This window comes from Streptomyces sp. JH002 (genome assembly GCF_050916115.1).
Taxonomy (GTDB): Bacteria; Actinomycetota; Actinomycetes; order Streptomycetales; family Streptomycetaceae; genus Streptomyces; species Streptomyces xiamenensis.
The window spans coordinates 1,206,820-1,226,201 of sequence record NZ_CP087989.1; the positions used below are offsets into that span (position 1 = coordinate 1,206,820).

At 71.8% G+C, this 19,382-nt stretch carries 14 protein-coding genes; 4 read left to right on the forward strand and 10 right to left on the reverse strand.

Annotated elements, in window-relative coordinates; translation table 11 throughout:
• Nucleotides 1-9 precede the first annotated feature (9 nt).
• The 3 genes from H7827_RS05115 to H7827_RS05125 all read right to left on the reverse strand — a co-directional run bounded on the left by H7827_RS05115 (nucleotide 10) and on the right by H7827_RS05125 (nucleotide 4,605).
• Complete coding sequence (locus H7827_RS05115; RefSeq protein ID WP_432743017.1) at nucleotides 10-1,215, reverse strand: alkaline phosphatase family protein; 1,206 nt, start codon at nucleotides 1,213-1,215, stop codon at nucleotides 10-12.
• Complete coding sequence (locus tag H7827_RS05120) at nucleotides 1,212-1,799, reverse strand: DUF5998 family protein (protein ID WP_030730283.1); 588 nt, start codon at nucleotides 1,797-1,799, stop codon at nucleotides 1,212-1,214. The genes H7827_RS05115 and H7827_RS05120 overlap by 4 nt, the downstream gene beginning before the upstream one ends.
• A gap of 88 nt (nucleotides 1,800-1,887) precedes the next feature.
• A complete protein-coding gene (locus tag H7827_RS05125; protein ID WP_432743019.1) occupies nucleotides 1,888-4,605 on the reverse strand; it encodes a GNAT family N-acetyltransferase in 2,718 nt (905 codons plus the stop codon).
• Nucleotides 4,606-4,717: 112 nt separating this feature from the next.
• On the opposite strand from H7827_RS05125, the gene H7827_RS05130 reads away from it, so the two are divergent.
• Complete coding sequence (locus H7827_RS05130; protein ID WP_030730278.1) at nucleotides 4,718-4,999, forward strand: HPr family phosphocarrier protein; 282 nt, start codon at nucleotides 4,718-4,720, stop codon at nucleotides 4,997-4,999.
• Between the two features lie 161 nt (nucleotides 5,000-5,160).
• Here H7827_RS05130 and H7827_RS05135 read toward each other — a convergent pair whose 3' ends face one another.
• The 3 genes from H7827_RS05135 to H7827_RS05145 form a co-directional block, all read right to left on the reverse strand.
• A complete protein-coding gene (locus H7827_RS05135; RefSeq protein WP_386541181.1) occupies nucleotides 5,161-5,838 on the reverse strand; it encodes a GntR family transcriptional regulator in 678 nt (225 codons plus the stop codon).
• A gap of 211 nt (nucleotides 5,839-6,049) precedes the next feature.
• A complete protein-coding gene (locus H7827_RS05140) occupies nucleotides 6,050-7,468 on the reverse strand; it encodes a M16 family metallopeptidase (RefSeq protein WP_030730273.1) in 1,419 nt (472 codons plus the stop codon).
• Entirely contained in the window at nucleotides 7,465-8,811 is a 1,347-nt protein-coding gene (locus tag H7827_RS05145; RefSeq protein ID WP_386541182.1) for a M16 family metallopeptidase, read from the reverse strand. Before H7827_RS05145 ends, H7827_RS05140 begins: the two co-directional genes overlap by 4 nt.
• A 217-nt stretch (nucleotides 8,812-9,028) precedes the next feature.
• Here H7827_RS05145 and H7827_RS05150 point away from each other — a divergent pair, with 217 nt between their 5' ends.
• Together H7827_RS05150 and H7827_RS05155 are read left to right on the forward strand one after the other, a co-directional pair.
• Entirely contained in the window at nucleotides 9,029-11,503 is a 2,475-nt protein-coding gene (locus H7827_RS05150) for a DNA gyrase/topoisomerase IV subunit A (RefSeq protein ID WP_432743023.1), read from the forward strand.
• 182 nt (nucleotides 11,504-11,685) lie between these two features.
• Nucleotides 11,686-12,591 (forward strand): sucrase ferredoxin, encoded by a 906-nt coding sequence (locus tag H7827_RS05155; protein WP_432743025.1) that lies wholly within the window; start codon nucleotides 11,686-11,688, stop codon nucleotides 12,589-12,591.
• 10 nt (nucleotides 12,592-12,601) lie between these two features.
• On the opposite strand, the gene H7827_RS05160 is transcribed toward H7827_RS05155, so the two are convergent.
• Complete coding sequence (locus H7827_RS05160; RefSeq protein ID WP_386541187.1) at nucleotides 12,602-14,719, reverse strand: DNA gyrase/topoisomerase IV subunit B; 2,118 nt, start codon at nucleotides 14,717-14,719, stop codon at nucleotides 12,602-12,604.
• A gap of 414 nt (nucleotides 14,720-15,133) precedes the next feature.
• Here H7827_RS05160 and H7827_RS05165 point away from each other — a divergent pair, with 414 nt between their 5' ends.
• Nucleotides 15,134-15,364, forward strand: coding sequence for a DUF7455 domain-containing protein (locus H7827_RS05165; RefSeq protein WP_030730260.1), 231 nt, complete (start codon nucleotides 15,134-15,136; stop codon nucleotides 15,362-15,364).
• Nucleotides 15,365-15,481: 117 nt separating this feature from the next.
• Here the strand turns inward: H7827_RS05165 and H7827_RS05170 are convergent, their stop codons facing one another.
• From H7827_RS05170 to H7827_RS05180, 3 genes are all read right to left on the reverse strand, one after another.
• Entirely contained in the window at nucleotides 15,482-16,306 is an 825-nt protein-coding gene (locus H7827_RS05170) for a serine protease (protein ID WP_432743028.1), read from the reverse strand.
• Nucleotides 16,307-16,396: 90 nt separating this feature from the next.
• Complete coding sequence (locus tag H7827_RS05175; protein ID WP_386540379.1) at nucleotides 16,397-18,019, reverse strand: RNA polymerase sigma factor; 1,623 nt, start codon at nucleotides 18,017-18,019, stop codon at nucleotides 16,397-16,399.
• 311 nt (nucleotides 18,020-18,330) lie between these two features.
• The gene (locus tag H7827_RS05180) at nucleotides 18,331-19,296 is read right to left on the reverse strand and encodes a FadR/GntR family transcriptional regulator (protein ID WP_078635363.1); all 966 of its coding nucleotides are present in this window, start codon (nucleotides 19,294-19,296) and stop codon (nucleotides 18,331-18,333) included.
• Nucleotides 19,297-19,382: the final 86 nt, after the last annotated feature.

The following is a 19,382-nucleotide window of genomic DNA, read 5'->3' on the forward strand; positions in this document are numbered from 1 at the left end:
AGTTTCCCGTCAGGTGCGTACTTCAAGGAGCGGAACGAACTGCTCGGCGGCCGTGAGTGAGCCGTGCATCCCGGTCAGTGCGGACTCCTTGGGTTCGGTGAGCGTGGCCGTGACGGCGTGGTCGCCGGTCATCGCCACCACCACATCGCCTATCCGGCCGGCGACGCGCGGCGGAATCGGCTCGCCCGGCGGCCCGAACCAGCCCAGCTCCACGGCCTCCTCGCGGGTGACGACCCAGGCCTGATCGGCGAGCACCTCGCGCCACACGGCGTGCACGTCGCTGGCGGCGCCGGGCACCGCGTACAGATGGCGGGCCCGGGGCTCCCCGCCCAGCTGCGCCACTCCGGCGCGCAGTTCCCAGTCCTCGTCGAAGTCGTGCCGGAACTCCTCGCCGGGGGGCACGTCCACCATGCCGTGGTCGGCGGTGATGTACAGCGCGCTGCGCGGCGGGAGTTGCTCGGCGAGCCGCTGGGCGAGCGAGTCGGCGTAGCGCAGCTGACCGCGCCATGCCTCGGAGTCCATGCCGAACGGGTGTCCCGCGCCGTCCAGTTCGGCGTAGTAGGTGTACACCAGCGTGCGGTCGGCCGCCGCCAGCCGCTGGGCCGCGACATCCATCCGCTCCCCGGCGTCGACCCTGCCGAGGAAGGTGCCGCCACTGAGCGCCACCTGGGTGAGCGGGGTGTGCTCGAAGTGCGGTGCGGACACCTGGGAGGTGACCACCCCGGCGTCCTGGGCCCGTTGGAAGGCCGTGGGGTGCGGCTGCCAGTGGGTGGGCTCGGTCCAGGGGTTCCAGCGCAGCTGGTTCATCAGGACCCCGCGGTCGGGATCGCGCACCTTGTAGCCGGCCAGACCGTGCGCGGCCGGTGTCAGCCCAGTGCCCACCGAGGCCAGCGAGGTGGCCGTGGTGGAGGGGAAACCCGCGGTGATGGGCGCGCCGGTGCCACCGCGGGAGGAGGGCAGCAGGGAGGTGAGGAACGGCGCGAGATGCGGGTGGTCGCGCAGCGCCTGCCAGCCGAGGCCGTCGATGAGGAAGACGGCGACCCGGTCGGCGGGCTCCAGCGCGAAGTCCCCGCCGGCGGCACCGGAGGCCAGCTCCAGGACGGCGGCCGGCAGCAGATCGGCGAGAGACCCCGCGCCGTACGCCGGGGCAGGAGCCTGCCGCGGGTCCAGCGGGACCGGGTCCGGCGCGTGCTGATGGACGGGGACGCGCGTCACCTGCCGGCCGCCGCGGTGGCCTCCGACAGCGCCTGGGCGAACTCCAGGGTCTGCCGGACGGTTTCCGGGCCGTCCCCCGCCTCGCTGATCCGCAGCGAGAGATCATCGGCGGTGGTCGAGCCCGTATAGCCGTGGTCGGCCTCGCAGTTGGGATCGCCGCAGTTGGCGGGCTCCATGTCGATCCGGGAGACGGCGCCCCACCCGATGGTGAGCACCACCTCGCGGGGCAGGGTGCCCGGCTTGTAGGACTGCGGGTCGGAGACGACCCGGCTGAGCACCACGGAGGAGATCCGGTCGAGCTTCACGGACTCGGTGGAGGTGGTGGCGTAGGGCGCGGGTGCGGTGCTGTCGGCGGACTGCTCGTCGGTGTGGCTGACGATGAACCGGGTCCCGGTCAGCACCAGGACGGTGGCGTGCCGGCGCACCTCGTTGCTGTCGAACGTCGTTTCCTGGTGCACCACATAGGAGGCCACGGCCTCCCGGCCGACGGCGGCCTCCACCGCGTCGGCGACCAGCGCCGGGTAGTAGCCGCTGCGCTCGATCGCCTCCCGCAACCCCTGGGATGTCGTACCGGTCTTCGCCATGGAGTCCATCCTACGGGGCGCCACCGACACCCATGGGCCCCTTGCCCGGGTACGTGCCCGGGTGCGTGCCCCGGGCCCGGGCGCCGCGTCAGTACGCGGGAAGCCGGCGCGGGGCCAGGTCCGGGCTCGGAGGCGGCGGCGCCAGCGCGACGGTGGCGGCGAGCACACTCAGTCCGCGCGGGGCGACGACCACCGGTTCCAGGGTCACGGCGGCGATCTCGGGATGGTCCTCGACCAGCCGGCCGAGCCGCAGCAGGAGTTCCTCCAGGGCGTCGGTGTCCACCGGGCTGGCGCCGCGCCAGCCGAACAGCATCGGGGCGGCCCTGATGGACCGCACCAGGGCCGCGACGTCGCGGTCGGTGACCGGCAGCAGCCGGTGCGCGATGTCGCCCAGCAGCTCGGAGGCGGGACCGGCCAGGCCGAAGGAGAGGACGGCGCCGATCGCCGGGTCGGCGACGGCGCGCACGACGGTGTCCACACCGCGCGGGGCCATCGCCTGGACGACGGGGCGGGGCGCGTCGTGCGAGCCGAGTGCCACCAGTTCGGCGTGGGCCCGGCGCAGTTCGCCCTCGGTGGCGAGACCCAGCCGGACGCCGTCGAGGTCGGCGCGGTGCCGCAGCCCGGGGGCGGTGGCCTTCAGGGCGACCGGGAAGCCGAGACGGCGGGCGGCGCGGACGGCGGCGTCCGGGCCGGGGGCGGCCAGGGCGGGCAGCACGGTGATGCCGTAGGTGGCGAGCAGCCGCTGCGCGCGGTCGGTGGCCAGGGGGTGCCGGCCGGCCGCCTCACCCGCGCTCGCGGCGGCGATGATCCGGGTGGCGGCGTGTTCGTCGATGTCGTCGAAGGCCGGGACCGATCCGGGGACGGCGGCGTCGGCGCGCCAGCGGGCGTGCCGCACGGCGTGCGCCAGCGCGCGGACGGCGCGCTCGGCGGAGGGGTAGCCGGGGATGCCCCGGGCGCTGAGGGCGGTGGCGAGCCCGTCGATGGCCAGATGGGCGACCACCACGGGTATCCGGCGCCCGGGCACGGCGGTGATCGCGGCGTGCAGGGCGTCGGTGAGGGCGGGTGCGGTGAGCCCGGCACCGCCGGTGGGGACGGCGGTGACCACGACGGCGTCGGTGTCGGGGTCGGCGAGTGCGGCGCCGAGCGCGTGCCGGTAGTCCTCGGGTCCGGCGTCCGGGGGCAGCGCGGTGGTGGGCAGCGGGCTGAGGTCCTGGGCCCGGCAGGCGTCGTGGGCGACCAGGCCCAGGGCCTCCGCGTTGCCGAGGACGGCGATCCGGTGTCCGGGGGGCAGCGGCTGTCCGGCGAGCAGGACGCCGGTGTCCACGAGTTCGGTGACGGTGTCCGCCTCGATCACCCCGGCCTGCCGGATGAGGGCGGCGGCGGTGTCCTCGGGGGTGCTGGTGACGGGGACGACGTGGCCCGGTGGCAGCGCGCCGCCGCTGTGCCGGCCGCCGCGCACCACGACCACGGGCTTTCCTGCGGCGGCGGTGCGGCGGGCGAGACGGGTGAACTTGCGCGGGTTGCCCAACGACTCCAGGTACATCAGCACCACATGGGTGTCCGGGTCCTCGTCCCAGAACTGGAGGGCGTCGTTGCCGGACAGGTCGGCGCGGTTGCCGGCCGAGATGAAGCTGGAGAGTCCGGCGCCGGAGCCCTCCAGTTCCTCGAGGACGGTGATGGCGATGGCGGCGGACTGGGTGAAGACCCCGATCCGTCCGGGCGGCGGCAGGTACGGGGCGGGGCTGGCGTTGAGCCGGACGCCGGGGGCGGTGTTGAGCACCCCGAAGGCGCCGGGGCCGATCAGCCGCATCCCGTACGAGCGGGCTCTGCGCACCAGTGCGCGCTGGGCCTGTTCGGTGTGGCCGGTGGAGAGCACCAGCAGGCCCTGGACACCGTGCTCCCCGCAGTCGGTGAGCACCTGGTCAACCCGGTCGGCGGGCACCGCGAGCACGGCGAGGTCCACGGGCCCGGGTATCTCGCGCAGCGAGCGGTGCGCGGGGATGCCGTCGATCTCGGTGGCGTCCTCGGGCAGGGCGCGGTTGACGGCGTACAGCGGCCCGGCGAAGCCGCCCGCCCGCAGCCGGTCGAGGACCAGCCGGCCGGCGCCGCCCGGGGCGCGGCCGGCGCCGACGACGGCGACCGAGCGGGGGGCGAGCAGCCGCTGGAGGGAGCGGGCCTCGGCGCGCTGCTCACGGGCCCGCATGACGGCGAGCGAGGCGGCGGTGGGTTCGAGGTCGAGGGTGAGGTGGACGGACCCGCCGGCGAAGCTGCGCCGCTGGGAGTAGCCGGCGTCGGTGAACACCTTGATCATCTTGCTGTTGGCGGGCAGCACCTCGGCCTCGAACCGGCGGATGCCGCGCTCGCGGGCGACGGCGGCGATGTGCTCCAGCAGGACGGAGGCCAGTCCCCGGCCCTGGTGGGCGTCCTCGACGAGGAAGGCCACCTCGGCACGGTCGGCGACGGGGGCGTCCCCGGCCGGGGGGTGGGAACGGGAGGCGGGGCTGCCGTGCCGGTCGACGCGGTCGTAGCGGACGGTGGCCAGGAAGTCGTCGCCCACGGTGGCGGCGAGACCGACCCGGTCGTCGTAGTCGTGATGGGTGAAGCGGTGCACGTCCTTGTCGGACAGCCGGGGGTGGGGGGCGAAGAAGCGGTAGTACTTCGCCTCGTCCGAGACCCGCTCGTAGAAGCGGACGAGCCGCTCGGCGTCGGCGGGGGTGATGGGCCTGATCCGCGCCGTGCCGCCGTCCCGCAGCACGACGTCGGCCTCCCAGTGCGCGGGATAGACAGGCTGTTCGGGTGTCCGCATGGCTTCACAGTACGGTTGAGGGCAGCCGTGCGGGATGCCGAACGTCCTCGGGCGGCCTTGATCCACGCATGACAGGCCCGCGAGGGCCGTTCCGAGCTTGAAGGGCAACACCATGGCTGAGCGCCGCGTCACCATCGGCTGGGCGGAAGGGCTCCACGCCCGGCCCGCCTCGATCTTCGTCCGTGCCACGACGGCCGCCGGCGTCCCGGTCACCATCGCCAAGAAGGACGGTGCCCCGGTGAACGCCGCCTCGATGCTGGCGGTGCTGAGCCTGGGCGCCGAGGGCGGCGACGAGGTCGTGCTGACCTCGGAGGCGGACGACGCCGAGGCGGTGCTCGACCGGCTGGCGAAGCTGGTCGCCGAAGGGCTCGAGGAGCTCCCGGAAACCGTCTGAAGATTTGCCTTCTTTTTGCGGCGGAGCGGTTTTCGCGCAGGATGCGCGTGCCGCTCCGCCGACTTTTGTGACCGGGATATGAAATCCGGGCAGCAGAAAGGCGTCCCGGGAATATCACCGAGGGAATTCCGAGACTGACGACCAGGTGTATACGGCCGCTGTTAAATCTGGCCGCGTCCCGTGTTGACGGCAGGTTTCAGGACCCGCGCACCGGCGGCGCGCGTGACCTTGCGGGCCGGCGCCGTACGCTCCAGCTGCGTCGCCGTCAGCGCCCGCGCCCGCTCCGCGTCCCCCCGCGCGATCGCGTCCACCAGCGCGCCCCGCTCCTGCCAGGAGACCACCGCCCGGCCCACCGGCTCCGCCGCGTACAGCCAGGTGATCTTGCGGCGCAGCTGCACCAGCATCGAGGTGAGACCGGGGCTTCCGGTGGCCTGGGCGACCGTCTCGTGGAACCAGTCCCCCAGCGACCGCAGGTCCGCCTCCTGCCCCTGACCTGCGCGCTGCCTCCCCAGCCTGACCAGCCCCCGCAGCACCTTCAGGTGCGCCTCGGTGCGCCGCTGGGCCGCCCGCGCCGCCCCCAGCGGCTCCACCAGTGCCCTGATGTCCAGCAGGTCGGCGGCCTCCCGCTCGCCCGGCTGCGCCACACACGCCCCGGCATGCCGCTTGGAGACCACGAACCCCTCGGACTCCAGGGTGCGCAGCGCCTCGCGCACCGGCACCCGGGAGACCCCGTAGCGCTGCGCCAGCTGCTCCTCGGCCAGCCGGGATCCCGGCGGCAGCACACCGTTGACAATGTCGTCACGAATCGCCGTGCATACCGTGTGCGCGGAGATACGCATCAAAACCCCCATTGCCATTTCCGGCAAAGCCTTCTGCATTGCCACCGGTACTCAACCGAACTGTATGACAAGGGCGTCGGAATGCCGATAGGGCCCCGGGTGAAGGTGGTGCCTTTCGGCCCGCCACAGGGGAATTCAGGACACGGAACGGCCCCGGCGCCGTGCGGGCCGCCGGGGCCGTCCTGCCTGCTGTGTGCCGCCCCGGGCGGGGTCAGGCCTCGCCGTCGGCCTCGGCGCCGCCGTCGCTGAGGACGGTGACCTCGCCGATGCCCAGCTCCCGTACCGGTCCCTCGATCTGCTCGCGGTCGCCGACCAGGACGGTGACCAGGCGGTCCGCCGGGAAGGCGTTCACCACGGCGGCGGACGCCTCCACGGTGCCGGTCTCCGCCAGCCGCAGGTACAGCTGCGCCTGGAAGTCGTCCGGCAGCTCCTGCTCGACCTGGTCGGCCAGGGTGTTGGCCACCGCGCCGGCCGTCTCGTAGCGCAGCGGGGCCACGCCGACCAGGTTCTGCACGGCCTGGTCGCGCTCCTCGTCGGTGAGTCCCTCGGCGGCCAGGGTGCGCAGCACCTGCCACAGGTCCGCCAGCGCGGGCCCGGTGACATCGCTGGCCACCGAGCCGTGGATGGCCAGCAGCGAGAGCCCGGTGCCGTCCGCGGCCGAGCGCAGCACCTGGGCGCTGGCGCGCACGCCGTACGTGTAGCCCTTCTCCTCGCGCAGCACGCGGTCGAGCCGGGAGGTGAGGGTGCCGCCCAGGCAGTAGGTGCCGAGCTGCTGGGCGGGCCACACCCGGTCGTGCCGGTCGGTGCCGATCCGGCCCAGCAGCAGCTGGGTCTGCACCGATCCGGGGCGGTCCACGATGACGACCCGGCCGGTGTCGTCCGCGGTGACCGGCGGGATGGCGAACGGTACGGCGGGCTCCGCCTGCCAGGCGCCCAGCGTGTCGGCCAGCACCGCGTCCAGGTCGATGCCGGTCAGGTCGCCGACCACCACGGCCGTGGTGGAGGAGGGGCGCACATGGGTCTCGTAGAAGGCCCGTACCGCCTTGGCGTCGATCCGGCGCACGCTCTGCGCCGTGCCCTGCCGGGGCCGCGACATGCGGTGCTCGGCCGGGAACAGCGAGGCGGACAGCGCCATGGCGGCCCGCCGCGACGGGTTGGCCAGCTCGTGCGGGATCTCATCGAGCCGGTTGCGCACCAGCCGCTCGATCTCGTGCTCGGGGAAGGCGGGGACGCGCAGCGCGTCGGCGAGCAGCCCCAGCGCCTTCACCAGCCGGGAGGCCGGCACCTCCAGGGAGACCCGTACGCCGGGGTGGTCGGCGTAGGCGTCCAGGTTGGCGCCGCAGCGCTCCAGCTCGGCGGCGAACTCCTCGGCGCTGAGCGTGTCGGTGCCCTCGGACAGGGCGCGGGCCATGATGGTGGCCACGCCCTCCTGCCCGGCGGGCTCCGCGGTCAGCGGGGCGAGGAGGTTGACCTCGACCGCGATGACCTGCTGGCCGGGGCGGTGGCTGCGCAGCACGGTGAGCCCGTTGGGCAGCGTGGAGCGCTCGGGGGCCGGGAAGGCCCAGGGCTTCGGCTCACCGCCGGCGGGCTGGGGGTGCTGGTCCATGGTGGGAGTGATCGCGTCCGTCACCGGTCCGCCCCTTCGCTGTCGTCGTCGCTGTCCGCCCGGTCGGTGGTGGGCTCGTACACCAGCACGCCCCGGTTGTCGCGGCGCAGCCAGGCGGCGGCCGCCTCCCGCACCTCCTCGGGGGTGATCTCCAGCATCCGCTGCACGCCGCTGAGCGCCAGCTGGGGGTCACCGAACAGCACGGCGTACTTGCACAGTTCGTCGGCGCGCCCGCCGACGGTGGCCAGCCGGTCCAGCCATTCGCGCTCCAGCTGAGCCTGGGCGCGCTCCATCTCCTCGGGCGTGGGGCCCTCCTCGGCGAAGCGGGCCAGCTCCTCGTCGACGGCCGCCTCGATCTCGGCGATCCGCGCGTCGCCCGAGGTCTTCACGTCCAGCCAGCCGAGCGAGGGCGCGCCGGCCAGCCGCATCATGCCGAAGCTGGCGGCGACGGCGGTGCGGTCGCGGCGCACCAGCCGGTTGTGCAGCCGGGAGGACTCGCCGCCACCGAGCGCGGTGAGCGCCAGATCGGCGGCGTCGGCGGCCCGACCGCCGTCCTGCGGCAGCCGGTAGGCGGCCATCAGGGCGCGCGAGGGCACGTCCTCGTGGAGGGTCTCGCGCAGCTCGGTGCCGATGACACCCTCCAGCGCCCCGTCGCGCGGCGGCTGCTTGCCGTCGTGCGGCGGGATGGAGCCGAAGTACTTCTCGATCCAGGCGAGCGTCTGCGCGGAGTCGATGTCACCGACCACCGAGAGCACCGCGTTGCCCGGCGCGTAGTAGGTGCGGAAGAACTCCCGGGCGTCCTCCAGGGAGGCGGCGTCCAGGTCGGCCATGGAGCCGATGGGGGTGTGGTGGTACGGGTGACCCTCGGGGTAGATCTTGGCGACCAGCCGCTCGAACGCCGTGCCGTAGGGCACGTTGTCGTACCGCTGGCGGCGTTCGTTCTTGACGACGTCGCGCTGGTTCTCCATGGACTCCTCGTCCAGCGCGGTCAGCAGGGTGCCCATGCGGTCGGCCTCCAGCCACAGGGCCAGTTCGACCTGGTGGGCGGGCATGGTCTCGAAGTAGTTGGTGCGTTCGAAGCTGGTGGTGCCGTTCAGCGAGCCGCCCGCGCCCTGGACGAGCTCGAAGTGGCCGTTGCCCTTGACCTGCGCGGAGCCCTGGAACATGAGGTGCTCGAAGAGGTGGGCGAGACCGGTACGGCCGGGGACCTCGTGGCGGGAGCCGACGTCGTACCAGAGGCAGACCGCGGCGACCGGGGTGAGCCGGTCCTCGGAGAGCACCACCCTGAGCCCGTTGGCCAGCTTGTGCTCGGTCGCTGTCAGCCCGCCTGTGGTGTCCTGCGGGATGGCCGTGTGGCCCATGGGCATGAGGTCCCTTCGCTGTCGAGGGTGGAGACATGTGTCACCTTATGCAAGGTAGGCCGCGAGGTGTGAAGTTCCCGTACGGTACGGGACCGGCGGCCGGGTCGGATTCGGGCTGTCGGTGGGTCGGGCCACAATGGTCCGCAGCACCATGCCTGTTCACGGCCCGTTTGGTCGTTGGTTCGTACGTTCTGTTCAGTTCACACTAAGGAGCCCGCGCCCGATGGCCCGCCGCAGTTCGAAGACCCCGCCCGGCAGGGGTTCCGCCGGAACATCGTCCGGGGCCGATGTGGAGGAGCGCATCCTCGACATCGATGTCGTCGACGAGATGCAGGGCTCGTTCCTTGAGTACGCGTACTCGGTGATCTACTCCCGGGCGCTGCCCGACGCCCGGGACGGTCTCAAGCCGGTCCACCGCCGGATCCTGTACCAGATGCACGACATGGGGCTGCGCCCCGAGCGCTCGTACGTGAAGTGCGCCCGCGTCGTCGGCGAGGTGATGGGCAAGCTGCACCCGCACGGGGACTCGGCGATCTACGACGCGCTGGTGCGGATGGCGCAGCCGTTCTCCATGCGGCTGCCCCTGGTGGACGGCCACGGCAACTTCGGCTCGCTCGGCAACGACGACCCGCCCGCCGCGATGCGGTACACCGAGTGCCGCTCGGCGCCGGCCTCCTCGCTGATGGTGGAGTCCATCGACGAGGACACCGTCGACTTCGCGCCCAACTACGACGGCAGCGAGCAGGAGCCGGTGGCGCTGCCCGCCGCGTACCCGAATCTGCTGGTCAACGGCTCCAGCGGGATCGCCGTGGGCATGGCCACCAACATGCCGCCGCACAACCTGGTCGAGGTGATCCAGGCCGCCCGGCACCTGATCCGGTACCCGAACGCCGACCTGGACGCGCTCATGCGCTTCGTGCCGGGGCCCGACCTGCCGACCGGCGGTCTGATCACCGGCCTCGACGGCATCCGCGACGCCTACGAGAAGGGCCGGGGCACCTTCCGGATCCGGGCCACGGTCGCGGTGGAGACGGTGACGGCCCGCCGCAAGGGACTGGTGGTCACCGAGCTGCCGTTCGCGGTGGGCCCGGAGAAGGTCATCGCCAAGATCAAGGACCTGGTCAACGCGAAGAAACTCCAGGGCATCGCGGATGTGAAGGACCTGACCGACCGTGAGCACGGGCTGCGGCTGGTCATCGAGGTCAAGAACGGCTTCAACCCCGAGGCCGTGCTCGCCCAGCTGTACAAGCTGACGCCGATGGAGGAGACCTTCGGCATCAACAACGTGGCGCTGGTGGACGGGCAGCCGCTCACCATGGGCCTCAAGGAGCTGCTCGAGGTCTACGTCGACCACCGCTTCGAAGTGGTCCGCCGGCGCAGCGAGTTCCGCCGCACCAAGCGGCGCGACCGGCTGCATCTGGTGGAGGGCCTGCTGGTGGCCCTCATCGACATCGACGAGGTCATCCGGATCATCCGGTCCAGCGACAACGCAGCCCAGGCCAAGGACGCGCTGATGGAGCGGTTCGGGCTGAGCGAGATCCAGACCCAGTACATCCTGGACACCCCGCTGCGCCGGCTGACCCGGTTCGACCGTGTCGAGCTGGAGTCGGAACGGGACCGGCTGCGCGAGGAGATCGAAGAGCTGACGCGGATCCTGGACTCGGACTCCGAACTGCGCAAGCTGGTCTCCAACGAACTGGCCCAGGTCTCCAAGAAGTACGGCACACCGCGCCGCACCCAGCTGCTGGAGGGTGACGGCGCGCCGGCCCAGGCCGTGCCGCTGGAGGTCGCGGACGATCCGTGCCGGGTGCTGCTGTCCTCCACCGGGCTGCTGGCCCGTACCGCCGACGGGGACACCGACTTCGCCGAGCCGGCCGGGCGTGCCAAGCACGATGTCATCGTCTCCTCGGTGTCCTCCACGGCACGGGCCGAGATCGGGGTGGTGACCTCGACCGGGCGGCTGCTGCGGGTGGCGGTGATCGATCTGCCGCAGCTGCCGGCGTCCGCCACCGCGCCCGCGCTGGCGGGCGGCGCCCAGGTGTCGGAGTTCGTGTCGCTGGCCTCGGACGAGCGGGTGATCTGCCTGACCACCCTGGACGAGTCCTCGCCGGGGCTGGCCATCGGCACCGAGTCGGGTGTGGTGAAACGGGTGGTGCCCGACTTCCCGTCGAACAAGGAGGAGCTGGAGGTCATCGCGCTGCGTGAGGGCGATGTCATCGTGGGCGCGGTGGAGCTGCGCACGGGTGAGGAGGACCTGGTCTTCATCACCAACGAGGCACAGCTGCTGCGCTATCAGGCCGCGCAGGTACGGCCGCAGGGCCGGCAGGCGGGCGGCATGACCGGGATCAAGCTGGGCGAGGGCGCCCGGGTGCTCTCCTTCACGGCGGTCGATCCGGCCGCCGAGGCCGTGGTGTTCACGGTCGCGGGCGGCGAGGAGACGCTGGACGGCTCGCACGGCTCGGCCAAGGTGACGCCGCTCGACCAGTATCCGCGCAAGGGCCGGGCGACCGGCGGGGTGCGCTGTCAGCGCTTCCTCAAGGGCGAGGACCAGTTGGTCTTCGCCTGGGCGGGGGCGACCCCGGCCAGGGCGGCGTCCAGGACCGGCGCGCCGCTGTCGCTGCCGGAGATCGACCCGCGCAGGGACGGCTCCGGGGTGCCGCTGGAGAAGGCCGTGGCGGTCGTGGCCGGCCCCATGTGATCTCCCCCGGCTCACGCTGGGCGGCGCCCCGATGGGGGCGCCGCCGTCCGATGAACCGCGCACCGCGACCGGCCGGGATCCCTCGTGGAGGGGCCCCGGCCGGTCGCGTGGGGCCCTCGCCGGCCGCACGGGCTCCGGTGGCCCCCGGGCCGGGCGCGGCGGGAAAGGTTAGGCTCACCTGTGTGAGCATGTGCGCGACCGCGTCCTGGACGCGGGAGGAACCGCTGGCGGGCACCGCCGCCACCGCCATCACCTGGCTGCTGCTGGAACAGCCGGGGCCCTGGGGCCCGCAGGCGCTGACCGGCAGCCGGCTCGACCCCGTGCTCGGCGACGCGCTGGAGTCGGCTGCCCGGGGCACCGGTGTCAGGGTGGCGCTGATCCGCCGCCCCGGCCGCCCCGCGGCCGATGCCGCCGACCGGCCGCGCCGGGTTTATCTGGCCCACACCCGCCCCGGGCGCTCCTGGCTGCGCGAGCTGTGCGTCCGGGACCCGCGGCAACTGCTCGCCCTCGACTTCACCCGGCTGGGTGCCGGAGAACACGACGGCACGGGAGACCCGTACCACGGTGATCCGCTCGCCCTGGTGTGTACCAATGGCCGCCGGGACCGCTGCTGCGCCCTGCTGGGCAGGCCGCTGGCCGCCGAGCTGGCGGCCGGCGGCGGCGTCTCCGCCTGGGAGATCACCCATATCGGCGGCCACCGGTTCGCCCCGACCCTGCTGATGCTGCCCCACGGGTACGCCTACGGCCGGGCTTCGGCGCCGCTGGTCAAGGAGGTGGCCACCGCCCTGCGCGAGGGCCGGGTGGTGACCCGGCACTGCCGTGGCCGCTCCGTCTGGGACCGCCCGGGCCAGGCCGCCGAGCTGGCGGTGCGCGAACTGACCGGCGAGGAAGACCCGGACGCGCTCACCGTCGAAGCGGGCGGTACCCAGGGGGCGGCCGCCGCGGTGACCGTACGGCACACCGACGGCCGCCGCTGGGCCGTCACGGTCGATCAGGCGGCGGACGGTCCCGCGCTGCCCGCGAGCTGCGGGGCGGCGCCGCAGCCGCAGAGCCGGATGACCGTCACCGCCGTCCGTCCGCTGCCCTGATCTCCCCCGGTCAGGTGTCGATCCGCGACCGGTCCAAGGTGGCCGCCGAATTGGTGATGAACTCGCGGCGCGGCGCCACCTCGTTGCCCATCAGCAGGCTGAACGCCGTCTCCGCCGCCTCCAGGTCGGAGATGTTGATCCGCCGCAGCGTACGGAAGCGCGGGTCCATGGTGGTCTCCGCCAGCTGGTCGGCATCCATCTCGCCGAGCCCCTTGTAGCGCTGGATGGCGTCCTTGTACCGCGTCCCGCGCCGCTCCAGATCCAGCAGGGTCTGGCGCAGCTCGTTGTCCGAGTAGGTGTACAGGTACTTGTCCTGGCCCTTCTTCGGATTGCTCAGCTCGATGCGGTGCAGCGGCGGCACCGCGGAGAAGACCCGGCCCTGCTCGACCATGGGCCGCATGTAGCGCTGGAAGAGTGTCAGCAGCAGACAGCGGATGTGGGCGCCGTCGACGTCGGCGTCCGCGAGGAAGATCACCTTGCCGTAGCGGGCCTGGTCGATGTCGAAGGTGCGCCCGGACCCCGCTCCTATCACCTGGATGATGGCGGAGCACTCGGCGTTCTTCAGCATGTCGGAGACCGAGGACTTCTGGACATTGAGGATCTTGCCCCGGATCGGCAGCAGCGCCTGGAACTCGGAGTTGCGGGCCAGCTTGGCGGTGCCCAGCGCGCTGTCCCCCTCGACGATGAACAGCTCACTGCGGTCCACGTCGTCACTGCGGCAGTCGGCGAGCTTGGCGGGCAGCGCGGAGGACTCCAGGGCGGTCTTGCGGCGCTGCGCCTCCTTGTGCTGCCGGGCGGCGATCCGGGTCCTGGAGGCCGCGACGACCTTCTCCAGGACGGTACGGGACTGCTGCTTGTCGTCCCGCTTGGTGGAGGTCAGGAACGCCTTGAGCTCCTTGGAGACCACCTGGAGCACGATCCGGGCGGCGGCCGAGGTGCCCAGTACCTCCTTGGTCTGGCCCTCGAACTGCGGCTCGGCCAGCCGTACGGTGACCACCGCCGTGAGGCCCTCCAGGGCATCGTCCTTGACGACGTTGTCCTCGGCCACCCGCAGCAGCTTGGTGGCCCGCAGCACCTCGTTCACCGTCTGGGTGACGGCGCGCTCGAAGCCGGAGACGTGGGTGCCACCCTTGGGGGTGGCGATGATGTTGACGAAGGACTTGACCGTGGTGTCGTAGCCGGTGCCCCAGCGCAGCGCGACATCGACGTCCAGGTCGCGCTTGACCTCGGTCGGGATCATGTGGCCCAGGTCGTCCAGGACGGGGACGGTCTCCTTGAAGGTCCCGGAGCCGCGCAGCCGCTGGACGTCGCAGATCGGCTTGTCCTGCGCCAGGTACTCGCAGAACTCGCTGATGCCGCCCTCGTAGTGGAAGGTCTCCTCGGTGGGGGCCGCACCGTCGATGCCGCGCTCGTCCCGGACGACGAGGGTGAGCCCCGGGACCAGGAAGGCGGTCTGCCGGGCGCGGGCGTGCAGGGTCTCCAGGGACAGCTTGGCGTCCTTGAGGAAGATCTGCCGGTCGGCCCAGTAGCGCACCCGGGTTCCCGTCCTGCTCTTCGGGATCTTCTTGCCCTTGAGCAGGCCGCTGCCCGGGTCGAAGGGGGCCTCGGAGCCGGACTCGGTGAAGATGCCCGGGGTGCCGCGCCGGAAGCTGATGCTGTGGGTGGCCCCTCCCAGGTCGACCTCGACGTCCAGGCGGGCGGACAGGGCGTTGACGACGGAGGCGCCGACGCCGTGCAGGCCGCCGGAGGCCGCGTACGCGCCGCCGCCGAACTTTCCGCCGGCGTGCAGCTTGGTCATCACGACCTCGACGCCGGACAGGCCGGTCTTGGGCTCGATGTCGACGGGGATGCCGCGGCCGTTGTCGCGGACCTCCACCGAGCCGTCCTCGTGGAGGATGACCTCGATCCGGTCGCCGTGGCCCCCCAATGCCTCGTCCACGGAGTTGTCGATGATCTCCCACAGGCAGTGCATGAGCCCGCGGCTGTCGGTGGAGCCGATGTACATGCCGGGGCGCTTGCGCACCGCCTCAAGGCCCTCAAGAACGAGCAGGTGCCGCGCGGTGTAGTTGCCACCGGTGTCACTTCCGGTCAACAGTGCGGTGGACGGCACGGACGTGTCGGCGGTCACGCAGTTCGCTCCTCGCTGAATTCTTCTTTCGTGGCGGGTTCGCCGCACAGAGCGTACCGAGGCCCTGTAGAGCGGTTGTGCACTCCCCGGGGGAGTGTCCGGAACCGTCCGAAATCGATCCCCTGTTCGATAACTCTATCGGGTGACGTGTACATCACGTTCCCTTCGGGGCATGAACCATTTAGGCTCCGGGCACGTCCTCCTGAACAGAGCAGGACCCGATACACCGAAGCGGCCGACCACCATCCACGACTGTCCACACGCACTGCAATCCGGCCCATTCGCCGCCACCCGGCAGCGTTCGGCCACCTCGACCGGCGAATTTCGGGGAAGAAAGCCGCGAGCGGGAACGTTTTCGGCCTGGTTGGATGTTGACCCTGGTACGACAGCTCGTCGAGCTAGAGAAGAGGCGACGTGACTACTGTTCTGACTCCCGCGACCCCGCTGACGGCTGGGGACCGCTGCGACCGCTGCGGGGCCCAGGCGTATCTGCGCGTGGTCCTCACCAGCGGTGGCGATCTTCTGTTCTGCGCCCACCACGGCCGCAAGTTCGAGCCCGAGCTCAAGAAGATCGCGGCGGAAATACAGGACGAGACGGAGAAGCTCACCGCGACTCCGGGCACCGCGGGCGACGACGAGCGCTGACTCGTACGCCGTATCGCGTCCCCTGCCCTCACGACGGGCCGGTCCGGCCCCCGGCCGGACCACGGGCGGCCTTCCCGGTGACACCGGGAAGGCCGCCCGTTCCTGTCATGAATCCGTTCAATCGCTGACGCGGCCCTCCTGGTCGAGCAGGTCCGCGATCAACGACCCCCTGGTGTACACGCCGGGGTAGGCGGGATCCCCGCAACCGTTGCCCCAGGACACCAGGCCCACCAGCGCGCCGGCCGCCACCAGCGGGCCGCCGCTGTCGCCCTGGCAGGCGTCCTGGCCGCCCTGCGGGGCCGCCGCACACACCATCGACTCCGCATCGAAGCCGCCGCCCACGGCCTCGTAGGCGCGGGCACAGTCGTCGTCGGCGAGCATCCGCACGTCGGCGGCCCGCAGCAGATTCTCGTAGCCGCCGCTCCCGGTCGTGTCGCCCCAGCCGTGTACCAGGGCCTCGGTACCGGGGGTGTAGCCGGGGTGCCCGGCGCCGGCCACCCGGATGGCGTCGTCGGCGGGCAGCGATTCGGTGAGCGTGAGCACGGCGAGGTCACCGGCATTGGTGGCGGGGTTGTAGTCCGGATTGATCCGGACCTCACGCACCGCCACCTCGCGACCCGCGTCCTGAGCGAGATCGTCACGGCCGGCGATCACCGTCAGATCGCCGGGATCGTCGGCGTTGCGGCCCAGCACCTGGGGGCTCACACAGTGCGCCGCGGTGACCACCGTGTCCGGGCCGACCAGGGCGCCGCCGCAGAACTGCCCGGAGCGTGCCTCGCCGTACCGGTCCCGGCTGGCCAGGGCGACCACCCAGGGGTGATCGGTCACCGAGACGGGAGAGCCGCCGACGATGTGTTCGTCGGCGGCGGCATGGGCGGGCAGCAGGGCGGCGGACAGGGCCGTGAGCGTGGAGAGCAACAGCGGCCGATGAAAGTACGACATGGGGACTCCTGACCGTACGAGGTCGTTTCGTCGCCCAGCGTCATCGCGGTGGCCCGTTCGCGCATCCGGAACGGGCCACCGGGCGGTGTGTCAGTCGAGGTAGTCGCGCAGCACCTGGGACCGGGAGGGGTGCCGCAGCTTCGACATGGTCTTGGACTCGATCTGGCGGATCCGCTCCCTGGTCACGCCGTAGACCTTGCCGATCTCGTCCAGCGTCTTGGGCTGGCCGTCGGTGAGGCCGAAGCGCATGGAGACCACGCCGGCCTCGCGCTCGCTGAGGGTGTCCAGGACGGAGTGCAGCTGTTCCTGCAACAGGGTGAAGCTGACGGCGTCGGCGGGGACCACGGCCTCGGAGTCCTCGATGAGGTCACCGAACTCGCTGTCGCCGTCTTCGCCCAGCGGGGTGTGCAGGGAGATCGGCTCGCGCCCGTACTTCTGGACCTCGACGACCTTCTCGGGCGTCATGTCCAGTTCCTTGGCCAGCTCCTCCGGGGTGGGCTCGCGGCCCAGGTCCTGGAGCATCTGCCGCTGGACGCGGGCGAGCTTGTTGATGACCTCGACCATGTGCACCGGGATACGGATGGTGCGGGCCTGGTCGGCCATGGCGCGGGTGATGGCCTGCCGGATCCACCAGGTGGCGTACGTGGAGAACTTGTAGCCCTTGGTGTAGTCGAACTTCTCCACCGCGCGGATCAGACCGAGGTTGCCCTCCTGGATCAGGTCCAGGAAGAGCATGCCGCGGCCGGTGTAGCGCTTGGCGAGCGAGACGACCAGCCGGAGGTTGGCCTCCAGCAGGTGGTTCTTGGCGCGCCTGCCGTCCTCGGAGATGATCTCCAGCTCGTGCTTGAGCTTGGGGGCGATCTTGTCGGACCCGGCGAGCTTGTCCTCGGCGAAGAGACCGGCCTCGATGCGCTTGGCCAGCTCCACCTCCTGCTCCGCGTTGAGGAGGGGGACCTTGCCGATCTGCTTGAGGTAGTCCTTGACCGGGTCGGCGGTGGCACCGGCGGCGGCGACCTGCTGGGCGGGGGCGTCGTCCTCGTCCTCGTCGGAGAGCACGAAACCCTCGTTCTCGGGCTTGCCGTCGGGGCCCTCGACGAGCTTGCCGCCCTTGGCCGCGCGCTCGGCCGCCGACTCCTCCAGACCTTCCTCGTCGCCCTCGAGAAGCTCGTCGACGACCTCCTTCTTGGCGGAGGTCTTCTTCGCCGCGGTCTTCTTGGCGGTGGTCTTCTTCGCGGGCGCCTTCTTGGCGGCGACCTTCTTCGCGGTGGTCTTCTTCGCCGCGGCCTTCTTGGCGGCGGCCTTCTTCACACCGGCCGGGGACTCGTCCACGGAGTCGGCACCCTCGGTGTCGGTGACCGTGGCACCCGGGCGGGCGGTGGCGGTGGCCTGGTGGACGGAGACGGTCTTGGCGGCGACCGTCTTGGTCGCCGTGCGCTTGGCCGACGTCTTCGCGGCGGCACTCTTCCGGGTGCGCTTGGGGGCCTCGGCGGCACTCACCATCAGCGTCACGCCCTCCTCGTCGAGGATCTGGTTGAGGCTGCGCAGAACGTTCTTCCACTGGGTTGACGGAATCTGGTCGGCCTCGAAGGCCCGGCGCACGTCATCGCCGGCGATCTGCCCCTCGGCCTTTCCCCGCTCGATGAGCGCCATCACAGAATTGGATTCGGCGATCTCCGCGGGGAGAGTACGGGAAGTGCTGGCCGACACGAACAACCTCTCGGAAACTCTGGAAAACGGCTTGGGCACCACTCACGGGAAGCGGAGGCCCGACCGGCGGCCGGACGGGCCACCGGTGGCGGAAGCGGGGCGGTCCTGGAGACCGGCCACCGCTGCTACCTCTTGAATCATCGCGCTGCTTCCCGAAGTGTTACGCCGCTTTCGCGTGTCCCGAGTCACATCGCACACCCGACTGTATCGGGCGGAGGCCGCGACGGCGCCGGTGGCCTGCCCGGAAGGGCCCCGGAGGGCCCGTCCGACACCTGTCCCCGGCCGGACGGGGCGCGCCGGACAGGCCCTGCACCCGTTCAGTGCTCGCGGGGGGCGGGCACCACATGATCCGCGGATCCGGCCGGTGCGGCCGTCTCGGAGTGCACGGCGAGGAGCTGCCGCATGGCGGACTCGGCGGCGACGGGTTCTCCGGCGCTGATCGCGTCCAGGATCCGCTGGTGCAGGAGGAGGGACGCCTCGGTGGGGTGCTCGCATCCGGAGAGCGCTCCGCCGGAGACCTGCAGGGCGGCGCCCACGATGCCGGACAGGTGTTCCAGCATGCGGTTGCCCGCACCCTGGAGCAGCAGCGAGTGGAACTCGGCGTCGGCCCGCGAGAAGGTGAGCGCGTCACCCTGGCCGAGCGCGTGGTTCATGATCTCCACCATGTCGGCGAGCCGCTGGCGCACCTCCTCCCGGATGTCACCGGCGGCCAGCCGGGCGGCCAGCGGCTCGATGGTGAGCCGCAGCTCGCACAGCTCGCGGCGCTGGTCCTCGCGCTGCGGGCCGAAGGCGCGCCACTCGATGATGTCGGGGTCGAGCAGATTCCAGTCGCCCACCGGGCGGACCCGGGTGCCCACGTTGGGCCGGGCGCTGACCAGCCCCTTGGCCTCCAGGACCCGCAGGGACTCGCGCACCACCGTGCGGGAGACCTCGAACCGCTGCCCGATCTCCTCGGGCACCAGCGGACGGTCGGCGCCCAGGTCGCCGGAGACGATCATCTGGCCGAGCTGCTGCACGAGTTGACCGTGCAGCCCGCGGCCCCTGCTGCCGGCGGCGCGGCGGCCGACACGGCCGAGATCGGGGTCAGTTCCTTCCCACACGGGGGCGTTGGTGGTGCGGGCCGAGCCGGTGGACTCGGCGTAGGAGTAGCGGTCGAGGCCACCGGGACCGGCCGGGCCGGAGTCGGTGGAACGGGTGGCGGTCATCATCGAGTGCGCAAGGGTAGTCATGCCTCCTTTGTCGGCGGACCCCGCAACCACCTTGAGGTCTTTGGTGAAAAGCACACGAAAGGGTGATCGGCGACTCCCGCATAATTGACGCCTAATCGGACGGAAATGGACTTCTCGCTGGCAATGCCGGGTGGCTCCGA